The organism is Mesorhizobium sp. 1B3 (assembly GCF_050958605.1).
In the GTDB taxonomy this organism is placed as follows: Bacteria; Pseudomonadota; Alphaproteobacteria; order Rhizobiales; family Rhizobiaceae.
The window spans coordinates 153,362-177,063 of record NZ_JBJHDO010000005.1; the positions used below are offsets into that span (position 1 = coordinate 153,362).

Genomic DNA, 23,702 nt, shown 5'->3' on the forward strand with positions numbered 1-23,702 from the left:
TTGCGCGTTGAATTTAGGCAATTGACGGTGACCTGGAGAGGCAAGATCTCAAATGGCCGATGACAGTGCTGCAGTTGTTCAGACACCTGTCGGCGCCGATTTGCTAACATTCACTGATCTCGTCGGACGCGACGAGATCAGCCGTTGCTATGCCTACACGATCAACTTCGTCAGCAAGAACCCGGACATCGATCCGCTGGGCATGCTGGGCGGTTCGCTGACCGTCGAAGGAGAAACCGATGAGCGCTGGTTCACCGGATACATTTCCGAATTCCGCCTGACCTTGATCGAGGAAGATCTGGCCTACTATCAGGCAGTCGTCAGGCCGTGGCTATGGTTTCTCGCCAATACGTCCGACTGCCGCATCTTTCAGAATCTGAACGTCGTCGAGATCGTTGAGCAGATCTTCGACAAATACGGCACGGCGAAATTCGAGAAACGCCTGCAGAAATCCTATCCTCCTCGCGAATATTGCGTCCAGTACGACGAGACCGATCTCGATTTCGTGCAGCGCCTGCTCGAGCATGAAGGCATCATGTATTTCTTCGAGCATGACAAGGAGGGGCAAACACTCATCCTGGCCGATGCGATGAGCAAGCTGAAACCGGCGCCGGGCTACGAGACGGTAATCTACAATCCCGAGGGCAGGGGCCCGCGCCCCGACCTGGAGTATATCTCCGAATGGATACCGGCCAGCGCGGTGAGGCCGGGCGCTTATGTTCACACGGACTACGACTTCAAGAAGCCCGGCGCCGACCTGATGTCGAAGTCGGCGCAGCCTTTCGGCCACAAGGAAGCCTCCGGCGAGCGCTATCATCAGCCGGGCTCGCATCTCGACACCGGTCGCGGCGACAAGATCGCCGCCATCCGCCGCGAGGAGCTTCAGGCCCCGCACGAGCGGGTCTCGGCTGTCGGCACCACGCGCGGGCTATTGCCTGGATGCACGTTTAAACTGGACGAGTTCCCTCGCGGCGACCAAAACCGGGAATATCTTGTCGTCAGCGCCGAATACCGGCTGTTCGATCCCGCCTACCGAAGCGGGGTCGAGGCCGAGGGCGAGACGTTCAAGGTCGTTCTGGGCGTCGCGCCCACGAGCCTGCCTTATCGGCCGCCCCGTATCACACCACGGCCGATCATGCGCGGGCCGCAGACGGCGACCGTAGTCGGTCCCTCGGGCGAGGAAATCTTTACCGACGAATATGCCAGGGTGAAGGTGCAGTTCCATTGGGACCGCGAAGGCAAGAAGGATCAGAACAGCTCGTGCTTCGTGCGGGTGTCGCAAAGCTGGGCCGGCAGCGGTTGGGGCTTCATCCAGATCCCGCGCATTGGCCAGGAGGTGGTCATCGACTTCATCGAGGGCGATCCCGACCTGCCGATCATCACCGGCCGCGTCTACAACGCCTCGCAGATGCCGCCCTACAGCCTCCCGGGCAATGCTACCCAGTCGGGACTGAAGACGAACTCATCCAAGGGCGGCGGTGGCTACAACGAGTTGATGTTCGAGGACAAGGCCGGGTCGGAACTGGTCAACTTTCAAGCCCAGAAGGACCACAACCTGCTGATCAAGAACGACCGCACCAAGCTGGTCCAGCACGACCAGTCCGACCGCATCGACAATAACGCCAAGCACTCCGTGGGCGTAAATCTCGACGAGGACGTCGGCAACAACAAGACGACCAAGGTCGGTGTCGACCGCACCGTCAACATCGGCTCGAACGACACCGAAACGGTGGGCGTCAACCGTTCGCTGACGGTGGGAGTCGACGAGACCATCGGCATCGGCGCCAATTCGACCGAGACGATCGGTTCCAACCATACGCAGACCGTGGGCTTGGTGCAGACGATAACCGTTGGCGCAGCGCGCATCGATACCGTTGGCGCGGCCGAGACCCGGACGGTGGGGGCGGCTCAGGTGAACACCATCGGCGCGGTGCGCCAGGTTACCGTGGGGATCAGTCAGAGCCACGACATCGGTGCCTCCGACAGTTGGGACATCGGCGCGAGCCAGAGCGTGAAGGTGGGGGCCAATCAGAGCTTCGATGTTGATGGAGCACGCAGTGCAAAGATTGGGGCTAACGATACAACGAGCGTGCGCGGTGCCTATTCGCTTACGGTTTCGAAAGGCAGCGGAATCAAGATCGGCGAGGACAGTTCAGTCAAAGTAGGCAAGAACCTGGTGATCGATGCGGGAGATTCCATCCTCATCAAGACAGGCGCGGCAAAAATCATGATGAAGAAGGACGGTACTATCGCCATCGAAGGCAAGGACATTTCGGTAAAGGGGTCGGGCAAGATCAGCATCAAGGCGTCGGGCGATATCATCATGAAGGGCTCGAAGATCAGCGAGAACTGAAGGCGTAGCGATGGATCGGGTAAGTCAGCGCATCGAAGGCGTGGTAATTGGTATATTCCTCGGTTTCGGCGAGGAGGGGCCGCTTGTCGTCTTTCCGGGAAATCCGGAAGAAACCGCACAGTCGGCACGCAGTCTTGCCGAACTGACCTCCGATATGGTCGGCTCGGAAGTCGCCCTGCTGTTTCAGGAAGGCGATCCCGCCAAACCACTTGTTGTCGGTCGCATCGTGGAGCCGGCGCGAAAGACTACCACGCCGCACGTCCTGCGCGACGGCGAACGTGTTCGTATCATTGGCGAAGAACGCATCGAGCTGCGTTGCGGCAAAGCAACGATCATCATGGAAAGCGATGGCCGCATCACCATCCGCGGCACCTATGTGACCAGCCAGGCAAGCGCCGCCAATCGTATCCGCGGCGGCTCGATCGACCTAAATTGATGGCAGCAGCCGCGCGCAAAACCCGTGAGTCGGCTGCGCCTACGGGGCGGATCGTGCCGGACATCGTCAGGCAGCACGCCGAGGAGGCAGCGTTTTTCTGGGCGCAGCGCGATATGCTGATGACGGAAGACCCGCCTGACGTGGAAGTCGTCGCCGGTATCGACAAGCGGCTCGAGGCGAACCTCGACGGCCTGCGCATCGCCGGTCCAGCGGCTTGGCCGTTCATCGTGGCGGCCTACGAGGACTTTCCGGAAAAGGGCGAGCTTTTTCTCTTCACCTGGATGGCGATCGAGCAGGCGGACAAGGAACGCATTGCCGAGGCTGTCGAATTCGGCAGGGCTTTCAGCGGCGACGCGTGCGGCCTGGTCGGCGCGCTGGCGTGGCACCGGGCGGAGACGATCGGGCCGCTAGTGCGCGAATGGATCGGCGCGGCCGACGCCTTCAAGCGTTTCCTCGGCGTGTCGGCTTGCATTGAGCATGGCGTCGACCCCAAGCAGTTGCTCGTGCGGCTAGTCCGCGACCCTGACGCACGCGCGCGCGCCGCCGGCTTGCGGCTCGCGGGCAAGCTGAACCGCACCGACGTGATCGAGGAACTGGCGGCCGCGCTCCAGGATACGGACGAGAAAGCGCGCTTCTGGGCTGCATGGGCGCTGACCGAACTCGGCTCTGGTGATCTCGCCACGCCCGAGTTGCGCAGGGTTGCTGCCGCCAACGGGCCCGAGGCGTTGACGGCCTTGCGAGCGGCCATCAAGGCTTCGCCCGACAAGCATGTCAGGGCGTGGATGGGCGGGCTGCTAAAGACGCCTGAAACGGCATCGATTGCCGTACGCGGCGCCGGCATGCTGGGCGATAAGACCATCCTGCAGTGGTTGATTCACCAGATGCGTAACCCTGTTTTGGCGCCGGCTGCCGGCGCGGCGCTGCTGGAACTTTTCCCTGAGGCGCGCGATGCGGATTTGTTCACCACTGAGCCGAGCCAAATTGGTCAGGCGTTCGAGGAGCATTTCGGGGATGCCATGATGAGAGTACCGTTCGCAGATAAAGTGAAGGAGTGGGCGCGTCACTATGGTCATATTTCAGTTTGACCCCTCGTCCTCCAGGTACAGGTATTCAATTCACAAGAAGTGTTTTTCGCCAAACCTCGCCTCTGCTCGAAGAGCGGCAGCGGCAAGATCGCCGTCATGCTATTGCTGTGCTATGGCTCCCAGGCAATGTCTCTTGCAATCGAGCGCGCGAGCTTTTCGAGAGATCCGATCTGGGAAAGGTCCAGTTCCAACATCTCCTGGGATTTCACGATGTAATTCACCGCGTCGCCCAGCGCTTCCTTGCAGTTTCGCGGCAGGTTTGGCCGAAGGACGTCGGACCAGGTTCTCGGCCTGGCAAGCAGTGCCAGAACGCTCCCGCGCACCATCGGTTCACTGAAAAACCCTTCCTTCTCCTGAAACGCGAGATCCTCGAAGAACGTCATTAGATACGGCCCAAGGTACGCAGCAGTGGCCACCGGGGACATCTCCGCCAGCACGTCGGCCACCAAAAATCTTTCGTCCTGGCGATCGACGTCAACAGGTTTCACGTCGAGAAACAAATGCTGCTCGCCTTTTCCCCAGCCCACGGTGAAGTACTTCATGTCCTCGTGTGACGGGGGGGCGATCGACGACCACGCTTTTTCGATTTTCTGGGCGATTTTGCTCGCTGTCGACATATTTTAGATTCCGGCCATCTTGGGGCTGGCGAGCTGATTCCTAAAATTCCTAATGGCTTTCTCTACACCGCTATGTTGGTCGTAGTGGCCCTCTAGGCGCTCTTGCTTCGTAGGTTTGCCACCGGGCCAGGGAATGTCGTCGCAATCCATCAAGATATAGTTCGCTCTTTCATCTTCCAACCGAGCGAAAATCTCAATTCGTTCCTCGAGAAATTTCTTGTATTTTCTCTTATCCGCTGAGGTTGCCGAATTCGACCAGATCCTGGCCTTCGTCTGATTCGGGTCTTCTCCGTTAGCCGTCTTGTAGTCATTGGTATGCGTCTCATTCTCTATCTTTATCGCATCATACTTGTCGTGCTGTTCCACGCAGGGTTTCCAAAGGGATATCTGATACGCGTTCAATCCCGCTGCCGGCGTGTTGGGATCGAAATTGCCCGCGAGGTCTACCGTATTCTTGTCATTATGAAATTTCTTGTCCGTGTGACGGCAAGCATTTTTTCCGTCCATCTTCACGTCGAACGAATAAGTGATCCAGTCCGTCGCCTTCTTGAAGACGTTGGACTTGACGCCACCTGCCGTACCCGGCTCATCGCCTGAGCTCATGCTGTAGTGGGAGCCCTTGACGGCGATCATCTTGCCCTTGGCGAATACGGTCGTCGTGCCGTTCTTCAAGGTGCTTTGGTTGGCGATGTTTGGGTAAGGTAAAGGGATCGGACCGCCCGGGCTCGGCGTCTTGCAGACGTCCGGGATCGTCGCGATCGAAAGGCCTACCGTGCCCTTATAGGTCAACCCGAGGCTGTTGACGACGATGTGACTTGGCATCAGCTTCTCTTGATCTTTCCACCCAGCAGGGCCGCGGCGCGGGCGCCATTTTCCGAACTTGCCCAAATCAGCGACAGCGGCCCGGGCTGATAGCCCCGAGCCTCGGCCTCCGCGATCATGCTGACGAACAAAGGCCCTGACGCAGCGCCGACATCGCCCCAACAATCTGCAGGTGTCTCGAAATCCGCAGCATCCTTGAAGCGTCCCGGATTGCGCAGCACGGCGAACCCATATTCATTGCCGCGATAACGTTCGCCGTTCATGTCGCAAATGATCCGCTCGACAGGGTGAGCCGGTGCGTTCTCGAACAGATCGCGAAAAGCTGCGCCAAGTCCCTCGCCCAGAACCACACTCTCGGTCTTGATCTTCTTTTCTTCGCTGGCAATCGCTGTACCGACTATTTCGAGCAATGGTTGCAAGCCGAATTCACGCGCCGTTCCGACGGTGCAAAGCAGGCAAAAGCCGGCCGCCTCGCCCGGACAGAAGCCATAAATATTGTTTTCCGAGTGCAACTGCTCTGTGTCGTCCAGCCACTCCAGCGTCTCAGGTTCGAGATAGGTATCTGCACCACCCGCCAGGCAAAACCTGGCTTTGCTGTCGCGCAGTGTTTTGCAGGCGTGATAGATGGCAAGCAGTCCACCGGCATGCCCGCCCGCGGTCGATCCGCCGCCTTCGATGACGACGTGTCGGGCCAGCCGTTTGCGCAACCTTGCGTCCACTTGCGCGGCGAAACCCTGCGGCTGGCCCGGCCGTGCCTCGCCAGTCGAGAGAATGAGGGAAACTTTGGCCGCCTGCCCCGAAGCCATCAAGGGCGATAGCGCATCGAGCGCCGGCGAGACGGCTATTTCCACCGCACGCTCCGGACCGGTAAGGTTCACGTCGATACCGGTGTCTCGGGTCACCTTCATAAACTCACCGAAACGGTCGATCATGCTGGGGTGATCTTGGATGGCGGAGATTCCGGCGCGCACGGCCGCCACGCTGGATGCCGCGTCGAAGCCGAGCGGGGTGCGGGCACCGACTCCGACAATCACTATCGTGTCCCTCGCCATTCAATCTGGTCCTGCCCAAACACCGGTTCGGCTGACTGCAGGAGAGATTCCCGCGCGCCGGCGAACGCGGATCGTCGTCTGTTTCAGCCGCTCTTCGTCATGGGGTACCGGCAGCGTCGACATCCATGTGATCGAGAACCGGCGTTCATCCGGTTTGATCCGCAGCGTATGCATCGACACCTCATCGTGCTTGCGCGACGGCCTGCGGTAGAATTCGGTTACGATATCGAAAGTGATGCGCGGGAGCACGAACTGGAAGAAGCCACCGGCGGTAAAGTTGCCGAGGCGCACGTCCTCATAGCCGATCAGTGGTGCCTTGGTCTGCTGGTCCTGCGGCGCGCATTGGTAGTAGGCACGGTCAAAATCGATGGGCAGCAGAGGGTCTCGCGACTTTTTCCACTCGTCACCATAGGTCCCGGCATATCTGGCGCGCGGCTGCCAGTGTCGCGCCACCGGACCGAATCCGGCCGGCCGACCACTCCTGTGATCGCGATAGGGCGCGTCGGGATATTCGAAGTTGGGCGCGGTCTTGCCAACCAATCTTTGAGGGTCGACGGCAAAGCCGGTGCCGATCGGATTGCGCTGCTCCCAATCCGGTTTCGATGCTTCCATGTCCGTGCCGCCATAGGTACGCCGCCAACTCAATGGCAACTTGATGAATGGCTCGGGACGGCTCGTCCGAACGGAAACCGGTCCGGGAACGAACACACGGTCGCCGGTCACCTTCACGGTTTTGTCTAGGTCACCGATCTTGATGCGCGCGGTAGTCTCAATGTTGGGCTGCCCCGCCGGGGCATAGACATGCCCCTGCACCAGCACATCTGTGTGCTTCTTCTCTATATTAAGATCTGTCTCGTCGAGAAGCTCGCTCGCGTCGGCGCTGTAAACCGGAGCCAGGTTTACAGGTGTCTGCTCTTTTAGAAGCCCCTGCTTACCGTCTGGATCGATCTCGAAGGACGCCTTGATGGCCACCAGCCAGACCTCATGCCCGCGCTCGTCGCGCGTCCAGCTTTGCTGGGCGGCAAACGGGGTCTGGTTGGACAGTATCCACATTCGAACGACGCATCCTTTGGACTGTAAAGCCGCGAACCTTCAGCGCCTCGGAGACAACTCGCCGACGCGTTCTCCGCGCCAGTCCCCGACATTGCTTCCTGTCGAATATTCCTGCATCAGTTTGTCCCCCAGCTTGCTGCGAAGAGCTGCTCCAGCACGCTCCGCGGCGCATTCGGGTCGATGTCGAAGACGTCGGACTGCACGGTCCATACCACCATACCGTCGATAATTTCCGCGCCGTCGTCTGTGGAGGGCGCCGGGAGGCGGGCCAAAGCGGCATGCAGTTCGTCGGGGGTGTATTCGCCGCGCTGGGCGTTGAGGCCCACCTCTTCAATCTCGGCGAACCAGCCATTGGCGCGCGCCATCACCGTAGTGGCCTCGGCGAGCGGCGCGACGATGCTCAGAGGAAACCGCCTGCCGACCTTGTCGGTGCTTTGCAGGATGATGCCCGTTACCGGCCCGAGGCAGGCAGGTCCGGCAAGAAAGCGCAACGCGAGGGGCCACGGCCAGAGCTGCGAACCGACCATCGGAGCGAGATGTTCGGCAAGCCACCGGTCCCATTGGCGCACGAACTCGCCCGGCAGACCGCGGCTGACGAAATCGCCTGTTGCCGGGATCTTGCCGAAGAAGCCGGTGGTCAAATGTGCGGGGGACACGTGAACCTCTTGAACATCTCGAGATTGTAGGGGTTCTCGACGCTTCCCGCCTTGAGTTCGAAATCGGCATAAAAATGCTTCGCGCCCAGGCGCAGCCTGTAGACGTCGCTCAGCGAAGTACCGGCGAAGCGCCCCTTGCGCAGCATCCTAAGCCACGCCCAGCTTCCGGTCTCGCTCATCTGGAATTCGGGCGAGCCGTCGATCGGCTGGAACGACAGCGTGATGACGCCGGTGCCGTCCTTGCCCGGCCAGACCATTGGCATCGGACGCGTGGCGTTGTTGTAGTAGACCAGCGTCTGGCCATCGAGATTCAGCGTCATCCGCGAAACGTTTGGCGACAAATCCTTCGGCTCGAGCGTGAAGTTCATCACCGGTCCGCTGCCACCTGCGAAAAGATCGTCGCGGATATGTCTCGCCTGCTCGAAGGCGGCGAGCGCCGAGGGATCGAGGCCGAAATCGGCGCGCCACTTCCATGGCTGGCTCGTGGTGTCCACATAGCTGATCAACTGGTCGTTGATGAAGTTGTCTATCAGCCCACCCGGGCCGAACAGGCGGGCGAAATCGCGCACGTTGACGTCAACCGCACTGTTGGGATCGAACGGGTAGCGGTTGGTCAGCGCGGCTTGGCAGAAAGGCAGGATGTCGGCACGCCATATGGCGTTGAGTTCCGAGGCCACCGCCTTCTCTGTGAGACCGCTTGTGTCGCCGGCGATGCCGCCCAACCAGTCATCGATCGGGTCGGGTAGGATCTGTGCCTGCCGAGCGACCGCCCCGGTCAGTTCAGCCAGCCCGCCCTGCTTCTTGATCGCATCCTGCGGGTCGGGGCTGGCGGTCACCGTCTGCAGCACGTTGGAGAGAGCCGTGAGTGCCACCCCCGCGGCATCCAGCGCCGGCGGTTGGCCATCGACCTCAGCGACGGCACCCTTCAGCGGCTTGAAATGCTCGGCCACGATCGAGCCTGTCATGTCCACCTCGTCGGCGGAGCCGGCGCGCGGCAGCAACCTCGCGCCGGTCTTGGCGAGCCTGCCCAGCTTTCCGAGCTTGCCGAGCAGCTTCGAAGCGCCTTTGGATTGCGCCTTGTCTTCTGCGGGCGCGTCGTCGGAGCGGGTCAGTTCCGTCTCACGAACAACGGCGACGACCAGCCGCTTCACTGCCGAATCGGCGTTGGAAAGATCCTTGAGGTTCTCGCTTGCGACGTTGAGATCGGTGAGAGGTGCCAGGCGGATGTCGCGCAGCAGACTATCCCACTGGGCTATGAAGTCTTCGTAATAAAGCTTGAGGATGTCCTGCGACAGCGCCTGCACCGAGGTCTCGGCATTCTCCGAACAGCCGCCTGCGAACACCGCCCGGTCCAGCGCAGCCTGCGCGGCGACGTCTTCCAGCCGGCTGACGACGACGTTGTGGAAACCGTCATAAGTGAAGGCGCCGGCAACGCCCACCCGCAAGGTCTTGTCGGAGCGCCGCGCCAGCACTTTGGAGCCGTTGGGACCGGCAAAATTGGCGGGTATCCATTCCTTGAGCGCTGCTACTTCCGGGTCGGCAAGCAGTTGCTTGTAGGCACGCACCGGCAGCGACACTGTGCACACCGTCTTCAGCGCTTCGGCGACCAGTGCCTGATCCGGTGTGGCATAGCTGTCGTCGACCGCCATGCGACGGATGGCGGCAAGCTGATGCTGCTCGGCGTCCGGTGTCGGGAAAGGCGGCGCGGCTGCAAATTGGGGCAGGCGATTCACCCACCAATCCTGCGCGAAACTGGAGTCCATCTGCGACAGGCCGGTCATCATGCGATAGGTTTTCAATGCGCCGAGCATGAAATCCGGATCGCGGATCTGCCGCCACATCGTCGCTTCCAGAAGCGCCACCATGCGCGGCTCCAGCACGTTGCGCAGCGCGTGGTCGTAGGTGTCGATCTGCGCCCTTATGAGTTCGGCCGAGGCCGAAGGGCCGAAGAAGTCGCGCGCGCTGTCCGGCGGTGCCGTCCGCGCGGCGGCGACCTGATCCATCACGGCAAGCGCCGTGTCGATGTCCGGCGGGTCCACGCGTGCCGCCGTCGCAGCGATCGAACCCAGTGGCGCCTGTAGCGCTTCGAACTGGCTCGCCTGCGCCTGGATGGCATTGCGGTTGTCCAGATAAGACAGCGTGAACAGTGTCCCGGCAATCAGTACCGCCGCCCCGCAAGCGGCAGCCGCGCCGCGCCATATCCAGGTGCGGCGGCGTAGCGCCAGCGGATCGAAAGTACCAAGGCCGGCCTCCTTGAAGATCACCTCGGTCAGCAGGTTCTTCAGGAAGAAGCTGCGCTTGACCACGCGCTGTGCCGGCATGGCGCGGCGCGCCGGCAGACCGAAGGAGGAAGACAGTGCCGCCGTCAGCCGGTCGATCGGCGCTCCTTCCTGCGTCGCTGACGTCAGATAGATGCCGCGCAGCCAAGCGCTTTCCTCGTAGCGGCTTTCGCCGAAAATCGCCTCCACCAGCACCTGGATCGGTTCGGTAAGGCTGTCGAGCTGGGCCGGAAAGCGGAAGATTTCGGCGCGCGCCTGAAGTTTCTCCTCGTCTTCGAGGCGCGGCACCAGCCGCTTTTCGAGTTCGCCGGCCAGCGTATCGATCTCGCGCGCGACCGTCTCGGCATCGACGCGCTGGTCAAGCGCGAAGGTGGTGCCCCACACCTGCTCGCGCTGCGCTGTCGAAAGCCCGTCGAAGAAGGGCTCGAACCCCTTGATCAGGTCGGCTTTGGTCAGCATCAGGTAGACCGGCAGGCGAATCTGCAGTCGCTCGTTGAGTTCGGCCAGCCGCCTGCGGATCTTGCGCCCATGCGCTTTCACCGCCTCTTCGCCTTCCGAAAGCGCATCGATCGAAAGCGCGACGATGACGCCGTTCAGCGCTCGACGGCCACGGTGCTTCTTGAGTAGGTCGAGGAAGCCCAGCCACTCGGCGGCGTCGACATCGGGTTGGCTTTCCTGCTGCACATAGCGGCCTGCCGTGTCGATCAGCACCGCGTCCTCGCAGAAGAACCAGTCGCAGTTGCGCGTGCCGCCGACGCCTTGCAGGTCGTCGGTGAGGTCGATGGGGAAATTGAGGCCCGACTGGCGCAGCGCCGTAGTCTTGCCGGTGGCCGGCGGCCCGACGATAACGTACCAGGGCATCTCACGCAGGAACTTGCGTCCGCCGAGCTTGCGACGCTTCAATTCCGCCATCACTTCCTGGAATTTGACGCCGACCGCGGCGACCCTTTCCTCGCCGGGACTGAGTTGCTTCTCGACCGGCGGTGGCGCGATCTCGGCGACGAACATGCGGTTGGCGTGGATGGCGCGCCGCTGTGCAACGATCAGCCAGATCAGGCACAGGATGACGAGCAGCGCGATGAGCACGATGCGCACCGTCTCCGATGCAAACGGGGCTCTTTCACCAACCCTGACGATCGGGCCGAATACCCAGATGATCAGCGACAGCAGCGCAAGCCCGATCAGCGTCCACAGCCAGCGAGACGTCAGGACCGCCCAGAGGAAGCGCAGAATGAACATGACGCCCTACAACCTCTTCTCGACCAGCACCTCGACGCGTCGGTTCAAGGCCCGGCCCTCGCGCGTGCCGTTGTCCGCCATCGGGTCGGTGGCCGCGCGCCCTTCGGAACGGACGCTCTCGCGCGGCACCCCGTCCTGGACCAGCATGTCGGCGATGGTCGCCGCGCGCGCTTCCGAAAGCCGCTGGTTGGTCGAAAGCGGATTGGTGCGTTGTAGAGGGATAGAGTCGGTGTGTCCGACGACAGTGATGTTTCCGATCAGATCCTGGTTGTCGAGGATTACCTTGGCGATCGATCTCACCAGCGGCTCGAGGCCTTCCGTCAAGTCCGCGCTACCCGACTGGAACACCTCCGGATCAGAAGCCTGGACGACGAGCTTGGCCAGCGAAATGCTCTCGGTGCCCTTGAGCGCCGCCCGCAGGTTTTCCGGCGCGGCTTTCTGGAATTCCGGCAGCAGCGCGAAATCCACCTTTACCGGCGGCGTCTCGACCGGGACCGCGGGTGTGGGGCGGGCGATTTCCGCACGTTGCGGCGGTGGCAAGGCGCGCACCAGCGCCGTGAGTTCCACGGCCTGACTGCTCAGGCTCATGGAAAGCCCGACATAGGTGGCCGTGGCGAGCATCACTGCGATGGCCGCCATCACCCAAATCGGCACTGTGAAACGCGCTGGTTCGTCGGAGGCGGCCACGCCTTTCCAGTTGGGCGAAAGCGGTGCTCCTTCCGCGTCGGCGTCGCGCAGAAAGCGCGCCGCGGCGACGCGAACGGCGTTCAGCGAGCGGTCGCCCGCCCGGCCGGGCACGCGGTACTTGCCGCGAAAGCCGAGCGCCATGCAATGATATTGCAATTCCAGCAATTCGCGGTCGCGGTTAGGGTGACGTTCCAATTCCTCCAACCGGGCGAAGAATTGCGAACCGGCGTCCACATCTCCGCGCAGCATGACGACGAGCGGCTGGCGCGGCCAAGCGCTGGCGCCGCCCCAGGGCGTGTTGAGAGCCAAATCGTCAAGAAGCGCGGCGACCACCCAGGCCGCCTTGTCTGCCCTGTCCAGCGAGGTGCCGGCGGTGACGGCGGCATCGCGTGCACGCACGAGTTCGTCCAACAGCCTTGTGCGCAAGGCCTCGGGATTCTCCGGCGGCAGCGCGTTCTCCAGTTCGGGCGCAAATTCCAGCAAGGGCGAAAATGCGTTGACCAGCGTGTTCGGATGCGCACGCGCGCGCTTCACCGCCGCGCCAGATGGCAGCGGCATCTGGCGCGGCATCGGACCGCCGACCAGGCGGATGCGCGTCCGCTCACGATCCTCTGACAGCCCAAACGGATCGTCGCGGCTCATCGCTTCACCTGCTCACCGAAAAGCAGTCGACCTGAGGCTCGCTCGGCAGCACGCCGGAAACGCCGATGACGAAACCTGGAGCGTCGAGCAGCGACGCCCAGTGTTCGCTTTTCTGGTCGAGTTCCAGGCACAGCCGGTCGCCATCGTAAGGGATCTCGCGCGGCTGCGAATGCAGCGGCTTCAGCGGGATGCCCGGCAGGCGCGACTTCCATAGCCCTTCGAACTCATCGGCCGCGCCGACTGTCGCCTGGTTAACGAAGATCTTGCGTAGCGCGTCTTCCGATAGTTCCGAACCCACCCTGATCACGATGCGGCTCTGTATCAAGAGCTTCGGGTTGTCGACGCGCACCTTCCACACATTGGTGGAATGGCGCATCACTGGCAGTGCGCGCGATTTCGGTTCGACGTAGCGCAGGCTGAGAATGAGCGAGCGCAAGGTGTCGGCAAGCGCAAAATAAGCCGGGCCAGGCGCCATATGGTCGTAGGCCGGCAGTTCGGCCAGCCGCCGAGCGCTCGATCCGTAGGTCGCCATCGTGCCGGCCAGCCCGGCCAATTCCAGATAGACTTCGGCTGGATGAAAGATCTCCTGCGCCAGCAAATGCGCCAATCTTGGCCGCGCGGCATTGGCGAGTTGAAGTATCAGCAGGTCCTCGACGCTGCGGCCCGGTCCGCCCAGCACCATCTTGCCGTGCGCTTCTGCGATCTGGTCGAGACCGGTGATCACTTCCTGGAGAAGCTGCGTGTACCAATGCACCGCCCCCGTAACCAGGGTTGGCGGCAGGAACGTCTCTTCGAGAATGACGCTGCCGTCGGCCCGCACGCCCTTGATCTCAGTAACGGGCAGTCCGGTGTAGCCGCCGACCGACTTTCCGGGCGGGAGCAGTAGTGCCTGCGGGCGCGCGATCTCGATCTCCTCCGGGTCGGCGCCGCCCTGCACTGCGTCGCGCACCGAAACGATGCGGCCGCGATAGCGGGCGCCGCTGGAAGCCGCATGGGCGGGATCGAAGCCGACGCCGCCGGGCGGCTCGAGCGGCAGCGCGATCAGCACGGCGCCGCCGCCGGTGTCTGCCGTCACCGCTAGAGGCTGCGGCGCATCCATCATGTCCGGGATAGCGAATGGCGTGCCGTCGGGAAAGATGCCGCGTGCCGACAGGATAGAGATCTGCCCTGCTTCCAGTTGCGCCGGATCGAGCGTCAACGAGCGGAACCCGAACGTATGCAATTGCCCCGCCTGCAACGCTCCGCGCACCGTCGCCTCGAAGAAACGATCCTGCTGCTGGAAATGCTGGGTCCTCAGGAACAGCCCTTCGGACCATAGCACCTTGTTGGCGTCGCTCATGCCGCCACTCTCCGCATTCCTGGTACGGCGGCTAGGCGGAAATGCCGCTGCTGCCGAGCCTCACATTGACGGTCAATTGCGATCCCGGCGACACCGATTTGGTCGTGCGCCAGTTTCGCCCACCGGGTTCCCTGATCAGCGCCACGAAGCCGAGCGCTGTCGCCTCCGGCTCCACCGTGATCGTCTTCGATGTCGTCTTGCCGGGTCCAACCGCGATCTGGTCGGAACCGATGAGATCGGCGCCGAGCGCCGCACCGGCATCGCCCTGCAGCGCGAAATAGTCCGCCGAATTGAACTTGCCGGTACTGCGAAGCCGCATGACCAGAACCGTAACCGGCCTGTCGCCGCCCGCGGGGCCGGGGTTCATGCCCCGCTGCCCGGCCAGATTGATCGTCACCGTTGACGGCTTGGGTGGCCCGCTCTGGCAGGCGGCAACCAAACCCGTCGCGCCAAGAGCGATGACGAAGTCACGGCGATGCATCATATGTTACTCCTCCTCGTAGGCGTCGCGGAAGTCGGCGCCAATCTCCCCCAGGAAGCGCTCCTCGGCGCTGGCGGCGATCTCACGATGGCGCTTTTGGTAAAGTTCCCAAAGCTTGGCGCCGCGACCGCCTGAAAGCAGCGTCTCGATGGCCGAGCTCGATTTCAGTTCCTCCTCGAGTGCAGCCGGATCGAAGCGGTCGATCATCCGCCTGAGCGCGCCCTGAACGCCGCGCCATGCGCGCACGTGATGCTGCGCCAGGTCGCGGATGGCGTCGGCGATCGCTGGCTCGCCGGCAAGGAAGCCGGCACTGCGCTCGGCGAAGATCGTCACCAGCGCGTCCTCCACCGTCGGTAGGAACTTCAGCGGGTTGACTTCGGAAGCGCCCACGACGGTCTGCTCGATACGGGCGTTGCCTTTTTCCTCGGCACGCTTGCGCAGGAGCTGCATCAGGCCTTCCATCATCATGCGGTATTCGCGACCAAACTTCTCCATCTCGGCAACCGGATCGCGGCCGGGCAGGTCGGCCTCGTCCATGCCGAGACCACGGAGGAAGGCGTCGCGAAGCCCTGCGTCGGCAGGCCCGGCAGCCGGCTGCCTCGGCGCGTTCAGGTTTTGGGCCTGCGACTTGGGTTGCGAAGACTGCTGCTCTGCCGCCGGTAGATCCCACGGCGCGGAGGAGGGCGCTTCAGCTGCTTTGCCCTCCTTGCTTACTCTAGCTGCGTCGCCGTGCCGGCCAGGCGTAGCGGCCGAATTCAGGCCGAAGCCGTCGTCGAAGAGCTGCGGCTGCTGCCCTGCTGCGGGACTGGTCTGGGATGCGGCATCGTCGTCGAAGCCGAACGGATCCCCGCCGGAGCGCTCTTGCCGGCTGTCGACGGCATCTTCCTCTTGGGAGGGCGTCGCCACCGGGTCGAGGCTGAATGGATCATCGAAGGCCTGCGAATCGCGCGGGCCGCCGCTGTTCTCGAAGGCCTGGAACGCGCCGGACCTCGGCTGCTCGAACGGATCCGGCAGATCGGCCGGCCGCGGCGGGCGGGGCTGCTCCTCGTTCCGGGCCAGGAAGAAGTCGTCGTTGTCGAGACTAAGGGGCGGGCGCGAGCCGGGATGTGATGAAGATTGCAAGGGTGCCTGCGGCGCTGGCGGCGTTTCGTCCACCCGTGGCGCCGGCTCCAGCCGCGCCGTGCTTGTCGGGCTGAGCTCGACCGAAAGCACGTAATCGCCGAGCCTCAGCCGCATGCCGCTCTTGAGCCTGATCGAATTTCCGGTTCCAAGCGGACTGCCGGAATCATCGATGAATAGTCCGCTGCTCGACATGTCGGTGACGAAATAACCGTCCTGTTCCGCGGTGACCCGACAGTGGGCACGGGACACGAACATGTCCGGATCGTCGATCTGCCAGTCTGCTTGCGGACTGCGACCGATCACCAATTCACCCTTGTCCAGACGCGTCTGGCGGACCACCTGGCTGCGCGGCCCCTGTTCGAGCGTGAGGAGCAAGCTCATGCTCCAACTCCCGCTGTTTCCGGGCGCCATCCTACGATTGTCCTGAGGCGCATGTCCCTAGCATCGCCCCTTTCCTCGGGGGGTGCAAGCCACGCCGTTCTGGCGAGTTGTGCGGTTCCGATGGCGGCCGGCGGGACCTCGTCGCGAGCGAGGACGACGCGCAGATCCACGTCGATCAACTCTCCGATCAGGTCACGGATGGCACGCTTCAATACATCAAGCTGAGCCGAGCCCGGCAGGAACGACTTGTATTCGTCGAGGCCGACCGGACCGATCTCGATCTCCACCCGGCTTTGGCGGCTAAAGCTGCGTGGCCCGATGGTCGCGCTGCTGCCCAGCGTCGCATAGGCCATTCCGAGCCGAGTTTGTAATGGCGCGGGCACCGCTATCCACGCGGCGACAAATTCCTTGAGCCGGACCGGCACCTTGAACGCCTCCGCCAGGAACAGCGTCAGCCGCTCCGGCCCGTCGACCTGCGAGGCAAGTGCGGCCGCCTGAGAAAGCTTGACGCCGTGGAGTTCCGGATGGTCGGCATCGTGCGTTCCGGGAAGGCCGATGCCTGCCATCGATTCCAGCATGGCACGCACGCGACCGCCGACCGAACGCTCGACCTGAACGCCGGGATGCGCATCCGCCCAGGCTCGGTAGAACAGCCCGATCATGCGATGCTGAAGCACATTGATGAAGTCCACGAAGGTCGTGTCACTGGTCTCCCGTGCTTCAGCACCCGCAAACCAGCGCTGTGACAGCCGGTCGAGCACCCAGCGCGTCAGATGCAGCGGCATCGGCCCTTCCGGACCCAATAGCCCCAGATTGGCGATGGTTACCCGTGCAGGCAGCTTTTCGTCGGCCTCGCGGTAATGGGCCAGGTCCTGCGTAGCAAAGCCCAGCCGCACATGCTGTCCGAGCCGCGCCGGCTCCCGTTCCAGCGGTCCGGAATGACCGAACAGGTCGCCCTTCTGCCTTTCGAGCTGCCGTAACAATTCAAAGAAGTCGAATGTTTCGGAGAGCGCGGTCTTGCTCGAACCAGGCTTGTTGGAATCGCGCCCGTCCATATCAGGCGCACCGCGAAGCGGTCCGGCTGGAATGCTCAGATCAGACCTTTGGTCTTCAGGCGCTGGCGTGTTCAGATCAGGTAGCGATTGCCTGGCGTCATCGGCCATAACACATCCTCCTGTCGCTGCAGCAGCCGCGTGCGGGTGCGCACGAAGCCGTTTATTCCGGCGTACCGTGCGAACAACCGCGCCAGCAGCGCCGAAAGCAATAGCACACTTTCCCCCGACAGAACCGACTGGTCGACATTGAGCGTCACCTCCGTCCCTCTGCCGAAGCACATCGGTCCCTCGATTGGCAGCCTTTCGATCACCGAGCGCGAATTCACGCGCACGATGGAGCGCACGTGGCGCGCCAAGCCTGGATCGCCACGCTCGGCGTAGAGGTCAAGCACCGCATGCAGTGGGTCAGCGCCCCGGCCTTCGTTGGCGAGGCTGAGGAAATTGAGCGAGAGCTGCGACACGAACCGCCAGGCGAGCTCGTCCGCCCTGGACTCGTCCTGGGCGCCCGCCGGAAGCGATGCCGGGATGGCCGGCTGTGGGGGAAGAAGCGCCGAGAGCAGCCGCACCTGTTCGACCGGGTCGCCGCTTTCCAGGGTCAGCGTAGGCATGTCGTCGAGAATCGGCAGGTCGCGGTTGGTGCACAGTGCCACCACATCGAGCCGCTGGATTGGCCGCGCGCCGTGGCTTGTGATCGGTCGTGAAATGGCGAGGAAGACATCGTCGCCACTATAGGAAGTGCGGGTGAGACCTAGGCGGCGCTCGTCCTCGGTCGCGCGGCGAGGACGGCGCTCCACGGAATAAACCCAGCCGCTGCCGCGGTTCTGCCCTAGACTGAACAACGCCGGGATTTCGGCGTCTGGTCCCTCCGTATCGGCATCCTCGACACGCAGAACGCGGTAAATCTCGAAATCCCTCGGCCGCGTGCGGTCCGCGTGCAGCACCTGCCGTGTCTTGCGTGGGTCGATTTCGATGACGTTGCACTCGCGCTCGAACAGGTTGATGATCGGAGTCGCGAACAGCTCGAAATCCGCCGGTGTTACATCGGAGAGTTCCGGCACGGGCCGTTTGAACAGGAAGATGATCTCCAGGCCGGTTTCGCATTTGCGCACGACAGGCAGCAGTCCCTGGACGCGCGCATAGTGGAAGCGGTGAGGCATGACGAAATATTCGCGCAGCAACCGGTAGCCTTCGAACGTCGCGCGGGTGCGAGGCAGCAGCGCTTCCGTGTCGCTAATGCCGACCATCTCCGGTGCCGGCAAGGGCGTCAGCGCGTTGGTCTTGCCCTCGGCGCGCGCGGCGAGCGTCGTGCAGGCGCCGAAGATCGCATCGAAGATGAGGGGTGCCTTGATGCGTCTCGAAAAATATAGGTCGAGCCGGTCGAGGGCCAATTCGCTGAGCTCGCCCTTGCCTGTCCGGCCGATGACGATGCGCAGCGCCGCCTCTCCGCCTGCGCTGCCGGTCGCGCCTATACCGGCGGCGGAAAGCGCACTGCGGTCCTGATAGTAGGCGACCGAGACGATCTCGATCGGCCACAGCGTCACATCCTGCGCCGTGGTGAAGGTACAGCGCGTCGACAGGTCGGGCTGCAAGCTGGAAACCAGTCTCGTGCCGCGCTGAATGACGTGGCCGGAGACCATCATCTGTACTTGCTTGCCGGGCTTGAGAACCGTCATGGCGGCTGCCGGCGTCGGCGAGACGAGATCGGGATACAGCACGTCGAGGATGCTACGCGCGAAGCGCGAACGCTCTGCGTCCACCTTGAGCCGCGTGCGAGCCGCAAGGAAGGCGACGCCGTCGAGCAGCCGCTCGACATAAGGATCGGGGCACGGGGCCGTGTCGAGCGAAAGGTTGCGCGCGATGGCCGGGTGCATGTCCGCGAACTCCGCCGCCAGCGCGCGGATGTGGGTCAGTTCCTCCTCGTAATATTCCAGAAAAACCCGGTCCATCAGGCTTCCCTGAAGTCGGTTCGCGCCATGCCGTTGTCGAGATTGATCGTGGTGCGCAGCCGTAGCCGCTCGGGCGTTGGCGTCATGATCAGCATGGCCTCAATTTCGATCGTCAGCCCCGGACTCTTGTCACCTAGCGTTACGTTGACCTTCGTCGTGCTTGCCTTCAACCGCGGTTCGAAAGTGGCGAGCACGATCTTGATTTCGCGCGCCAGCGCTTCGCGGTCGAAATCACGCGACGAGCGGCCGGAGAAGGACGGCACCCCGTAGTTGACCACGCTTCGGCGCACCTCGGGGAAGTCGTCGAGCGAAAGCAGGCTGTCTGTGGCGTGCTCCAACTCCGGTTCTGAAAGCAGCGGCGCGGATTCGAAGCGTTCAGTGTTGAACAGCGCCTCGATGTCGCGCCGTACCGCCTCGCGCAGAACGGCGCCCGAAACCACGACACCGCGGTTTTCGAGTTCGCCGCGATGCCGGTTCTGGAAGACCAGCCGGTGCAGCCTTCGCTTCTGCTCGGGCGCCAGCGCCGGATCGGCGTCGATCGCTCTTGGGCTGCCGGTGAGGAGGTCCTCCACGCGTTCGGCGCCCAACTCGTCTTGGAGGGCCTTGCGTAGACCGTCGATCTCCGCGGCCAGACCCGGCAGATCATTCACGAGGCGATCCCAAAGCGCAGGCTGGACAGCCTCGCGTTTCGCCCGCGGGATGCTGCTGGTCTTGTTCATGTCTGAAGGCCGTCTTGGACGTCACACTCCAACGTGGACATCCATCTCCACCTCGTCCTTGTCGTCATAGACGAACTTGATGGTCTTGTAGGCGAAACCTATTCGTTCCTCGATCAGGTCATTTTCGCCCTCGTCCTGGTCCGGCTTCATGCTGTAGTGGACGACCGACGCGTCGGTGAGCGTGATGACCAAATAGTCGCTCGTCGCCTCTTCGATGGTACGTCGAGCCGAGAATACCACCTCGTCCAGCTTCTTGTTCTGGAAGAGCGCCTGCTTCAGGTACGGCGATGCCTTGTCGTAATGCTTGAAGAAGGTGATGACACCGAGAGCCACGCGTCCCCTGCGCGACAGTGAATTCGGATCGTGCGGGGCGACCATTTCGAACTCGATCCCGTGAATTTCGATCTCGTCCTCATGCCCGTCGCGAACACTCGGGCCGGTAATATCTGGGACCTTCAGAAAGCCATCAAGTTTCATATCTTCTCTCCATCGCGCTCAAATGATTTCAGGATTTGACTGACGGCAGTTCCGACACGAGCCGGAGCGAGGCGTTGATTCCTTCCAATTGGTAGTGCGGACGCAGATAGAAGCGGGCGTTATAGTAACCCGGCCGCCCCTCGACGCTGTCGACTTGAACTTCCGCCGCAGCGAGCGGCCGCTTGGCGCGCGCCTTGTCGTCGGCGAAAGCTGGGTTCGCCAGCACGTAGCGGTTGATCCATTCCGTCAGCCAAATTTGCATGTCGGCGCGTTCTTTGAATGAGCCGACCTTGTCTCGCGCAATCGCCTTCAGGTAATGGGCGAAGCGTGAGACCGGGAACAGATAAGGCAGGTTCGCGGAAAGCCGCTCGTTCGCCTGAGCGTCCGGATCGACCAGCCGGCCGGCTCGCGTCTCGTCGTCCTGCAGCGAATGCGCGCCGATGAAGGCGGCAAGGTCGGTGTTCTTGCGGTGCAGGATAGGCATCAGACCGAGCTTCGCCAGTTCGGCCTCGCGCCGGTCGTCGATAGCGACCTCGGTCGGGCATTTCATGGCGATCGCGCCGTCGTCGGTCGGGAAAGAGTGCACCGGCAGGTTGATCACCGTGCCGCCGTTCTCGACGCCGCGGATCTGCGTTCCCCAGCCGAAAAGCTTATGACTGCGATTGATGTTGACGCCCATCGGAAAGGCAGCGTTCATCCAGACATATTTGTGATGGTCGCCCTGCACCTCCTCCTCGAAGGCGAAACCTTTCACCGGTACAGTATCGGCGCCGTAGGGAAGTCTCGCCAGAACGCGCGGCATGGTGAGGCCGATATAGCGCGCGTCCTCGCTCTCGCGCAGCGATTGCCACGAGGCGTAGGCGGGGTTCGAGACGATCTGTTGCAAGTCCTGAGGGTTCGGCAATTCCTGCCAGCTATCCATGCGGAACAGGCGAGGCGAGGCGGCTGCGATGAAGGGCGTGTGGGCAGAGGCGCAGATGCCGGAGATGTTGCGCAGCAGCCCAACGTCGCGCGGATGATTCGAGAACTCGTATGCGCCGATCAGGCAGCCGAACGGCTCGCCGCCGAACATCGAATATTCGTCCGTGTAGATCTTTTTGAAGATGGGGCTCTGGTCCCACATCTGGCCTTCATAGTCCTCGAGCGTATCGGCAAGCTGCTCCTTCGAGATGTTCATCACTCGGATCTTGAGCTTCTGATCCGTCTCGGTGTTGTTGACGAGGTACCAGAGTCCCCGCCAGGTGCCTTCCATCTCTCGCACTTCGGGCGCATGCAAGATTTCGTTGACCTGCGTCGTCAGCATCTTGTCGATGCCGGCGATGAGTGACTTGATCGACTTGATGGCATTGGAGGAGATCGTGGTCGTCTCGGAACGGCTCTGAGCCGCGAGCGCCAGGTTGCGCACCAATTGCTGCAGCTTCTCGCTATCGTCCTTCTTGACCTTGAAGTCCTTCTCCAGAAGCGCGCCGAACTCCCCGAGGTCGATAGCCTCAGCCTCGGAGGCAGTTTTTTCAGCGATCTTTTGCTGCTCGGCCATGGTTTATTCCCCGTCCTTCTCGCCCTCAGTCAATGCCTGACTAGCAATTTGGCCAAGGAGCGGCTCGTTGTTCAGCAGTTGCGCGATCCGCTTCTCCGCATCGATGCGCCCGTCCATAAAGCCGAGCAGTTCCTCGAGTTGGCGACGCATCTTCAGGAGCTCGGCAAGTTGCGGAACCTGCTCGGCGATCTTGTCCGGCGCGAAATCGCCCATCCTGGAGAAGGTCAGGTCGATCGCCAGTTCGTCGTCGCGCTCGGCGCCCTCGACCTGCGGCAGTGTGTTTCTCACCCGCGCCTTCACCCTAGGCCCAAGCGCTTCCATGAACTTGGGAAACCTGTTGGCATCGGTCTCGACGAAGGTGCGGTCCAGCACAGACTTCTGCGCTTCTTTGGTCTGCGAAACGCCCGAAAGGTCAGCCATCACGCCCATGACGAAAGGAAGCTCGATTGTCGTCGGGCTGCCGTAGGTTTCCACGTCATAGGCGATCTGCACGCGCGGCGCGCGATTTCGCTCGATGACCTTTGCTTTACTCTCGGCTGGCATGCTTGCTACCTTTCATCCTTCTGGACTGTCTTCTTGGTATCGGGGACGCCGGCGAGAAGTCGGAACTCCTTGAGCCCCGACGGCGCCATCTCCTCCATCAGCTCGACGAAATCCATGTGCACCATGCGGCGCACCCGACGGGCCAGATGCGGGATCGGACTCGACGGTTCCGTGCGGTCATAGAAGGCGACGACGAGGTCGAGGCACTTCACGACATCGTCGCGCGAGGAAATCCGGTCGGGCAGTACGTTTGTCGGCGCCATATGCTCGTTCCCGAGGGCAGCGGTGTCATGACCGTTACGGGCAGGCGCCGGCGGCGCCTTGGCGGCCGACGCTTCAGCAGGCCTGGCTGTGTCGGTCGCTTCCGGTTGTGCGGCCGAGCCGCGTTCGAGTGTGGTCAGAACCCGTTCCAGGAAGCGTTTCAGGTCGGGGACGTTGGCGCTGCCGCCTTCGACGCGGGCTGCGAGTGCGGTCTCGATCGAATTCAGCGCCGCGATTGCAGCGCGCGCCTCCTCGATCAGAGCCGTCATCTCGGCATCGGCCTGGTCGGCCAGGGCCCTGCAGCCGCTTCGCACGCGCGCAACGAGTTGCTCGTGGTCGCTGGCGAGAGCTGCCTTTTCGGCTGCATTCAATCCGGATGCAGCTTCCTGCAGCATGACGCGCTCGTCGAGCGCGCCCTGTTCAAGGTCGCGGCCAAGGATCGGACCGATCCCGCGCGGCGAAAAGAACATCCTTTGCCTCAGGTCCGCCAGCAGGCCGTCTTGACCGTTTTGGAGATCGCGCAGCGCGTTGATCCTGCGCAAGGCCGCTTCGCTGGGCGCGGTGTTGGCGCGCAGTGCCGGGTACATCGTGTCCCAGTAAACGTCTAAACTGCGCTCGATCAGCGTCAGCCCTTGAGTGAGTCCGGCGAACCCCTGTTCGTTGGCAAGTGCGCGCGTGACGAGGACCAGAAGCCGTAGATCTCGGCCGTGCTGGCGCAGTTCCTCGGCTTTCAACAGAACGCCGGCCCAGTCTCCGGGGATGCTTACCTGCGATGTCGGTTTGTTGCGCTCGTCATGGACGACCTTGACTTGCGGCTCGGCCATGCGTTCGAGCTCGTGAAAGCGCGGATCGTTGCGCAAATCCTCTCCAGACGGATTTGCCCCGTCCAGCGGTTCCAGCCAGAGTGCGAGATCAATCAC

At 62.6% G+C, this 23,702-nt stretch carries 20 protein-coding genes; 3 read left to right on the plus strand and 17 right to left on the minus strand.

Features of this window, described 5'->3' with window-relative positions:
- The first annotated feature begins 52 nt into the window (after positions 1-52).
- The 3 genes from tssI to ACCO56_RS15455 are packed head-to-tail and all read left to right on the plus strand — an operon-like array spanning position 53 to position 3,874.
- Positions 53-2,353 (plus strand): type VI secretion system tip protein TssI/VgrG, encoded by a 2,301-nt coding sequence (gene tssI, locus ACCO56_RS15445; RefSeq protein WP_433641655.1) that lies wholly within the window; start codon positions 53-55, stop codon positions 2,351-2,353.
- A gap of 10 nt (positions 2,354-2,363) precedes the next feature.
- Positions 2,364-2,789, plus strand: a complete 426-nt coding sequence (locus ACCO56_RS15450; RefSeq protein ID WP_433641656.1) for a DUF6484 domain-containing protein — start codon at positions 2,364-2,366, stop codon at positions 2,787-2,789.
- 53 nt (positions 2,790-2,842) lie between these two features.
- A complete protein-coding gene (locus ACCO56_RS15455; protein WP_433641658.1) occupies positions 2,843-3,874 on the plus strand; it encodes a HEAT repeat domain-containing protein in 1,032 nt (343 codons plus the stop codon).
- Positions 3,875-3,984: 110 nt separating this feature from the next.
- Here the strand turns inward: ACCO56_RS15455 and ACCO56_RS15460 are convergent, their stop codons facing one another.
- From ACCO56_RS15460 to tssA, 17 genes are all read right to left on the minus strand, one after another.
- Positions 3,985-4,491, minus strand: a complete 507-nt coding sequence (locus ACCO56_RS15460; RefSeq protein WP_433641659.1) for a hypothetical protein — start codon at positions 4,489-4,491, stop codon at positions 3,985-3,987.
- Between the two features lie 3 nt (positions 4,492-4,494).
- The gene (locus tag ACCO56_RS15465; RefSeq protein ID WP_433641660.1) at positions 4,495-5,313 is read right to left on the minus strand and encodes a DUF4150 domain-containing protein; all 819 of its coding nucleotides are present in this window, start codon (positions 5,311-5,313) and stop codon (positions 4,495-4,497) included.
- Complete coding sequence (locus tag ACCO56_RS15470) at positions 5,313-6,293, minus strand: beta-ketoacyl synthase N-terminal-like domain-containing protein (RefSeq protein ID WP_433641662.1); 981 nt, start codon at positions 6,291-6,293, stop codon at positions 5,313-5,315. The genes ACCO56_RS15465 and ACCO56_RS15470 overlap by 1 nt, the downstream gene beginning before the upstream one ends.
- A 72-nt stretch (positions 6,294-6,365) precedes the next feature.
- Entirely contained in the window at positions 6,366-7,418 is a 1,053-nt protein-coding gene (locus ACCO56_RS15475; protein ID WP_433641664.1) for a DUF2169 family type VI secretion system accessory protein, read from the minus strand.
- A 116-nt stretch (positions 7,419-7,534) separates the two neighbouring features.
- Positions 7,535-8,074 carry a type VI secretion system-associated protein TagF gene (gene tagF, locus ACCO56_RS15480; RefSeq protein WP_433641665.1) on the minus strand — a complete coding sequence of 180 codons (540 nt, stop codon included), beginning with the start codon at positions 8,072-8,074 and terminating at the stop codon, positions 7,535-7,537.
- Positions 8,056-11,592: a type VI secretion system membrane subunit TssM gene (gene tssM, locus ACCO56_RS15485; RefSeq protein ID WP_433641666.1), complete on the minus strand. Its 3,537-nt coding sequence runs from the start codon at positions 11,590-11,592 to the stop codon at positions 8,056-8,058. Before tssM ends, tagF begins: the two co-directional genes overlap by 19 nt.
- 6 nt (positions 11,593-11,598) lie before the next feature.
- Complete coding sequence (gene icmH, locus ACCO56_RS15490; RefSeq protein ID WP_433641667.1) at positions 11,599-12,921, minus strand: type IVB secretion system protein IcmH/DotU; 1,323 nt, start codon at positions 12,919-12,921, stop codon at positions 11,599-11,601.
- A gap of 4 nt (positions 12,922-12,925) precedes the next feature.
- The gene (tssK, locus tag ACCO56_RS15495) at positions 12,926-14,260 is read right to left on the minus strand and encodes a type VI secretion system baseplate subunit TssK (RefSeq protein WP_433641668.1); all 1,335 of its coding nucleotides are present in this window, start codon (positions 14,258-14,260) and stop codon (positions 12,926-12,928) included.
- 31 nt (positions 14,261-14,291) lie between these two features.
- A complete protein-coding gene (tssJ, locus tag ACCO56_RS15500) occupies positions 14,292-14,744 on the minus strand; it encodes a type VI secretion system lipoprotein TssJ (RefSeq protein ID WP_433641669.1) in 453 nt (150 codons plus the stop codon).
- A gap of 3 nt (positions 14,745-14,747) precedes the next feature.
- On the minus strand, positions 14,748-16,244 hold the full coding sequence (gene tagH / locus ACCO56_RS15505; RefSeq protein WP_433641670.1) for a type VI secretion system-associated FHA domain protein TagH: 1,497 nt from the start codon (positions 16,242-16,244) through the stop codon (positions 14,748-14,750).
- Entirely contained in the window at positions 16,241-17,299 is a 1,059-nt protein-coding gene (gene tssG, locus ACCO56_RS15510) for a type VI secretion system baseplate subunit TssG (RefSeq protein ID WP_433641671.1), read from the minus strand. Before tssG ends, tagH begins: the two co-directional genes overlap by 4 nt.
- Positions 17,300-17,370: 71 nt before the next feature.
- Positions 17,371-19,245: a type VI secretion system baseplate subunit TssF gene (gene tssF / locus ACCO56_RS15515; protein WP_433641673.1), complete on the minus strand. Its 1,875-nt coding sequence runs from the start codon at positions 19,243-19,245 to the stop codon at positions 17,371-17,373.
- Entirely contained in the window at positions 19,245-19,964 is a 720-nt protein-coding gene (gene tssE, locus ACCO56_RS15520; RefSeq protein ID WP_433641674.1) for a type VI secretion system baseplate subunit TssE, read from the minus strand. Before tssE ends, tssF begins: the two co-directional genes overlap by 1 nt.
- 21 nt (positions 19,965-19,985) lie before the next feature.
- Positions 19,986-20,441: a type VI secretion system tube protein Hcp gene (locus ACCO56_RS15525; protein WP_433641675.1), complete on the minus strand. Its 456-nt coding sequence runs from the start codon at positions 20,439-20,441 to the stop codon at positions 19,986-19,988.
- Between the two features lie 28 nt (positions 20,442-20,469).
- Positions 20,470-21,978, minus strand: a complete 1,509-nt coding sequence (tssC, locus tag ACCO56_RS15530; protein WP_433641676.1) for a type VI secretion system contractile sheath large subunit — start codon at positions 21,976-21,978, stop codon at positions 20,470-20,472.
- Positions 21,979-21,981: 3 nt separating this feature from the next.
- Positions 21,982-22,521, minus strand: a complete 540-nt coding sequence (gene tssB / locus ACCO56_RS15535) for a type VI secretion system contractile sheath small subunit (protein ID WP_433641677.1) — start codon at positions 22,519-22,521, stop codon at positions 21,982-21,984.
- A gap of 5 nt (positions 22,522-22,526) precedes the next feature.
- Complete coding sequence (tssA, locus tag ACCO56_RS15540) at positions 22,527-23,702, minus strand: type VI secretion system protein TssA (RefSeq protein ID WP_433641678.1); 1,176 nt, start codon at positions 23,700-23,702, stop codon at positions 22,527-22,529.

Coding starts and splice junctions, on each gene's coding strand:
- icmH (WP_433641667.1), bottom strand. CDS start 12,921: ATGAGCCGCGACGATCCGTTTGGGCTGTCAGAGGATCGTGAGCGGACG.
- tssM (WP_433641666.1), bottom strand. CDS start 11,592: ATGTTCATTCTGCGCTTCCTCTGGGCGGTCCTGACGTCTCGCTGGCTG.
- ACCO56_RS15460 (WP_433641659.1), bottom strand. CDS start 4,491: ATGTCGACAGCGAGCAAAATCGCCCAGAAAATCGAAAAAGCGTGGTCG.
- tssB (WP_433641677.1), bottom strand. CDS start 22,521: ATGCCAGCCGAGAGTAAAGCAAAGGTCATCGAGCGAAATCGCGCGCCG.
- tssK (WP_433641668.1), bottom strand. CDS start 14,260: ATGAGCGACGCCAACAAGGTGCTATGGTCCGAAGGGCTGTTCCTGAGG.
- tssI (WP_433641655.1), top strand. CDS start 53: ATGGCCGATGACAGTGCTGCAGTTGTTCAGACACCTGTCGGCGCCGAT.
- tssJ (WP_433641669.1), bottom strand. CDS start 14,744: ATGATGCATCGCCGTGACTTCGTCATCGCTCTTGGCGCGACGGGTTTG.
- ACCO56_RS15475 (WP_433641664.1), bottom strand. CDS start 7,418: ATGTGGATACTGTCCAACCAGACCCCGTTTGCCGCCCAGCAAAGCTGG.
- ACCO56_RS15525 (WP_433641675.1), bottom strand. CDS start 20,441: ATGAAACTTGATGGCTTTCTGAAGGTCCCAGATATTACCGGCCCGAGT.
- ACCO56_RS15450 (WP_433641656.1), top strand. CDS start 2,364: ATGGATCGGGTAAGTCAGCGCATCGAAGGCGTGGTAATTGGTATATTC.
- tssC (WP_433641676.1), bottom strand. CDS start 21,978: ATGGCCGAGCAGCAAAAGATCGCTGAAAAAACTGCCTCCGAGGCTGAG.
- tssG (WP_433641671.1), bottom strand. CDS start 17,299: ATGGACGGGCGCGATTCCAACAAGCCTGGTTCGAGCAAGACCGCGCTC.
- tssE (WP_433641674.1), bottom strand. CDS start 19,964: ATGAACAAGACCAGCAGCATCCCGCGGGCGAAACGCGAGGCTGTCCAG.
- tssF (WP_433641673.1), bottom strand. CDS start 19,245: ATGGACCGGGTTTTTCTGGAATATTACGAGGAGGAACTGACCCACATC.
- ACCO56_RS15465 (WP_433641660.1), bottom strand. CDS start 5,313: ATGCCAAGTCACATCGTCGTCAACAGCCTCGGGTTGACCTATAAGGGC.
- tagH (WP_433641670.1), bottom strand. CDS start 16,244: ATGAGCTTGCTCCTCACGCTCGAACAGGGGCCGCGCAGCCAGGTGGTC.